The organism is Gelidibacter sp., assembly GCF_035515035.1.
Lineage (GTDB): Bacteria > Bacteroidota > Bacteroidia > Flavobacteriales > Flavobacteriaceae > Gelidibacter.
Map to the genome: position 1 here is coordinate 1 of NZ_DATJCA010000003.1, position 3,605 is coordinate 3,605.

The following is a 3,605-nucleotide window of genomic DNA, read 5'->3' on the forward strand; positions in this document are numbered from 1 at the left end:
AGACAAACGGTTGATTGTTTTTGAACTGGACGAAGTCAAGGACAACAAAGAAATCCTGTCCGTGATGTTGAAGCTGATCAAATCGGCTATACAAAGAACCATATGGAAAAACAGAGCTGAAAAGGGCATTATCCTTTTTGATGAATTCGCTAAACAGCTGAAGTTCGAAAACGTCCTTGAAAGTGTAGAATTCTACTACCAGGCCATACGAAAACAAAATGGCGCCATTGGCATTATTTTACAATCCATCAATCAGCTTCCGAACAATTCTACTTCCGCAAGTATATTAGAAAATACGCAGGTCATTTACAGTCTCAACAATGAAAAAGGTTATGACGAACTGGTTAAAAGACTCAACCTCTCAACCCACGATCTGAACCAATTAAAGTCCATCAAGAACAATCTTTCAGGGCCCCGAAAATACACGGAGATGTTTATCAAGATCGGAAAGGAAAGCAACATTTTCAGGCTCGAAGTTCCCAAGGAAGTGTATGCGGCTTATCTAACGGATGGCCGGGAAAACGAGGCAATAATGACACTTTACGAACAACATCGGGACATGGAAAAAGCAATCATTGAATTCACATCTAAATCATTATAAAATGAAAATTAAACTCCTTCTTTCCGCAATCGCCCTGCTATTGACTCATAATATGCGTTCCCAGGGAATGCCAGTTTACGACAACACCAACTTTGTAAGCTTGGTAAAAACACTTGTAGAATCGGCCAAACAAACCTCACAGCTTTTAAAAACGGCTGAGTTTCTAAAACAGCAAAAGGAGAATCTCGAGAAGGTCAACAATGTTGTCCGACAGATGAATGCCGTCAGGGAGATTGGACGGAACAATCAACGGCTCATCCGAGTCATGCAAAATGATTTAAGGGATATTCTCAATTCCCCTTATATAAAACCCGATGAAATGACGCGCATCTCTGACTCCTTCAATGCTATTGTCCAAAATTCATTGGAGACTATGGATTTCATAAATCAGATCCTTTCGAGTGATTATCTCAAAATGAGTGATGCCGAACGTGCTGGAATTTTGAAACAAAAAGAGGAAGAGTCTAAAGAAATGGTTTCCAGTATCGGGATTAGGACCAAACGCTATAAAGACATTATTTCCTTCCGAAAAATGCAGGATAAAATCAATAACCGGGACACGAAATACTAAACATAATCAGTATGATAATTTTAGGGATAGGACTGGAATATATCGATACGATTTTCCAGACCATTCAAAACAGCAGTTTTTCGCAATATACCATTGCAGGGATGAAGGCCCTTGCGGTGCTCTTCTTTCTGGTCAATATTCTAAAGAAATATAACGAAGGTATCGTGGATAAAGACGGCTACACTTGGGGGTTGAGCCCTGCGGAACTGGCCAAGAATTTTGCAGTCGTCCTATTGGTAACCTTTTCAACGCAAGTATTGGAATTCTTTGACGCCATACTAGTGGCGATAGAATCACAATATCGTGGGACCGCTCCTGCCCTTTTGCCTTTACATCTGCAGGACATTGCCATAGAAGAGGATATCAATCTTATGGATGCCATGAAAAGTGCCATGACCTTGCTCTACGAGGCCTTGGTAACCCCATTATATGGGTTCAAGATTTTGGCTTTTATTCTGAGTGTCATTCTTTGGATCCTTGACCTGTTCATCTATCCACTCTTTTTAGCAGAACGCTTCTTTCTTTTGGGGATCATGCAGGCATTTTTCCCCTTAGTCATCAGTTTGGCGGTATTCGAGAAATTCAGATCTCTTGCGTATTCTTTTTTCAGACTTTACGCTGCGGTTTATATGCTCGTCCCTGCATTCTTTTTGGTCAACATCTTTATCAATGCGATCTACACTGAAATAAATACCAATTTTTGGACCAACTTATTTGGTACCGACTTCGGACAAGGATTTTTTGCTCCTGTGGTACAGCTAGGCTCGGTTGGATTTATCGTCTTCCTGAAATTCAAGTTATACGCGCGAGCCACGTCCTTCACCCTCAGATTATTCACCAATTAATTTACAAAGCAATGAAAACACCCTATAAGAATATTTATAACCTCCTCAAATTGAATAGACTTATCGTTTTGGCAGTTGTTGTTTGTGCTTTTGCAGCAAGCATCTTCTCCGTTTGGATCGCCTTTACAATCCATAAAAATGCGCTCAATAGTGCCTTCGCCGTAAATACCGATGGCAGTGTTATTCCCCTGAAGCTCGTCACCCAAAAAGAGAACTTTATGGTAGAAGCACTGGCACATTTGGAACTGTTCCATACGTACTTTTATAATATTGATGCAAGCAACTACGAGCGGCATTTGAAAAAAGCACTTTGGTTGGGCAATAGTTCCGTAGACAATTTGTACCGACAGAAAAAAGCGGATGGTGTGTACAATCGGTTACTGCAATATTCCTTGGTTCAAAAAGTGAAAAGCATCGATTCGAGAATTACCGAGTCCAACGGTAACCATAAATTTACGACCACCACCATTTTTGAAATCAACAGGGGTTCGGTCATCGATACTTATGAATTGGTATCCACCGGCAACCTAATTTTGGTTGACCGGAACTTCCCGAACAATCCGCACGGATTGGTAATTACCGATTACTTTGAAAACACTCTAAAAAAGATCCCAAATGAAAATAGAAAAAAATAAAATTGTCTTTGCGACCCTCTTAACCGTCATTTTCATATTCCTGATTTCCTATTCCTTGATGGTTATGGGCGAAGATGGAAGCGAAGGCCAAAATCTTGAACATACCTTGGTACCGCCCTTGGAAGAAAACCAAAAACAGTACAAATCCAAATTGGATGCCATCAATGACCTTAAGGAAGTGAGAGAAACCAATGCGCCCAGCATCTATGATGAAAAACTAATCGATTCCCTTGGCTTTTATGATCGAGATCTTCCCGACCGTGAAAAAGAGCGTATTGTGGACAGCATCTATGCCGCAGGGAAAATTAAATATTCGGAACGGTACTACCAGAATCTTGGAGATAAAAAACCCACAATTATAAAAGTCCATGAAATAGATTCAACAGAAATAAAAAGGGAACAGAAGATTGAAGCCAAAGAACTGGGCCTGGAACATCAACTATTTTTTGCGGCGTCACCCAAGCCTTATGAGATTTCAGTCATAGAAAATACAGATGAAATTATTTATGTAATAGTTGATGGTAACCAAATTGTAAAAACAAATTCACGATTGAGAATGCGTCTTTCTAAGACTGCAAAAATCAATAATAAGACTATTGAAAAGAACACACCTATCTATGGCTTGATCTCTTTTCAACCTAATCGGGCCATCATAAAAATCGAAAATATAAATCACAATCCTACAAGTTTAAAGGCCTTTGATTTACAAGATGGTAGCGAAGGTATTTACGTAGAAAACAACTTTCGAGCGGAAGCTACCCATGAAGTTATGGACGACATTATTGGTGATATCAATATTCCAAGTGTACCCCAAATTGGTGGCATTACCAAAGTATTGAAGCGCAATAATCGCAGCGTGAAAGTAACAGTTTTGAACAATTACAAACTAATTCTAAAACCAAAACAATAAACCTTTAACCTATCTGCCAGCAGGCGGATGGGCATTTAAAAAC

The 3,605-nt window shown here is 39.6% G+C and carries 4 protein-coding genes and 1 pseudogene; all 5 read left to right on the forward strand.

Going from position 1 to position 3,605, the window contains the following annotated elements; genetic code table 11:
• A pseudogene (locus tag VLZ86_RS00085) lies at nt 1-601 on the forward strand (TraG family conjugative transposon ATPase); the annotation flags it as partial.
• A gap of 1 nt (nt 602) precedes the next feature.
• On the forward strand, nt 603-1,172 hold the full coding sequence (locus tag VLZ86_RS00090; RefSeq protein ID WP_325447456.1) for a conjugal transfer protein: 570 nt from the start codon (nt 603-605) through the stop codon (nt 1,170-1,172).
• Nucleotides 1,173-1,174: 2 nt separating this feature from the next.
• Nucleotides 1,175-2,017, forward strand: a complete 843-nt coding sequence (locus VLZ86_RS00095) for a hypothetical protein (RefSeq protein WP_325447462.1) — start codon at nt 1,175-1,177, stop codon at nt 2,015-2,017.
• An 11-nt stretch (nt 2,018-2,028) separates the two neighbouring features.
• Entirely contained in the window at nt 2,029-2,652 is a 624-nt protein-coding gene (locus VLZ86_RS00100; RefSeq protein WP_325447458.1) for a conjugal transfer protein TraK, read from the forward strand.
• Nucleotides 2,633-3,562 carry a conjugative transposon protein TraM gene (gene traM / locus VLZ86_RS00105; protein ID WP_325447460.1) on the forward strand — a complete coding sequence of 310 codons (930 nt, stop codon included), beginning with the start codon at nt 2,633-2,635 and terminating at the stop codon, nt 3,560-3,562. Before VLZ86_RS00100 ends, traM begins: the two co-directional genes overlap by 20 nt.
• The last annotated feature ends 43 nt before the right edge of the window (nt 3,563-3,605 follow it).

What these genes read in the sequence shown, in the direction of transcription:
- VLZ86_RS00090 (WP_325447456.1), top strand. Translation starts at nt 603, where the DNA reads ATGAAAATTAAACTCCTTCTTTCCGCAATCGCCCTGCTATTGACTCAT.
- VLZ86_RS00100 (WP_325447458.1), top strand. Translation starts at nt 2,029, where the DNA reads ATGAAAACACCCTATAAGAATATTTATAACCTCCTCAAATTGAATAGA.
- traM (WP_325447460.1), top strand. Translation starts at nt 2,633, where the DNA reads ATGAAAATAGAAAAAAATAAAATTGTCTTTGCGACCCTCTTAACCGTC.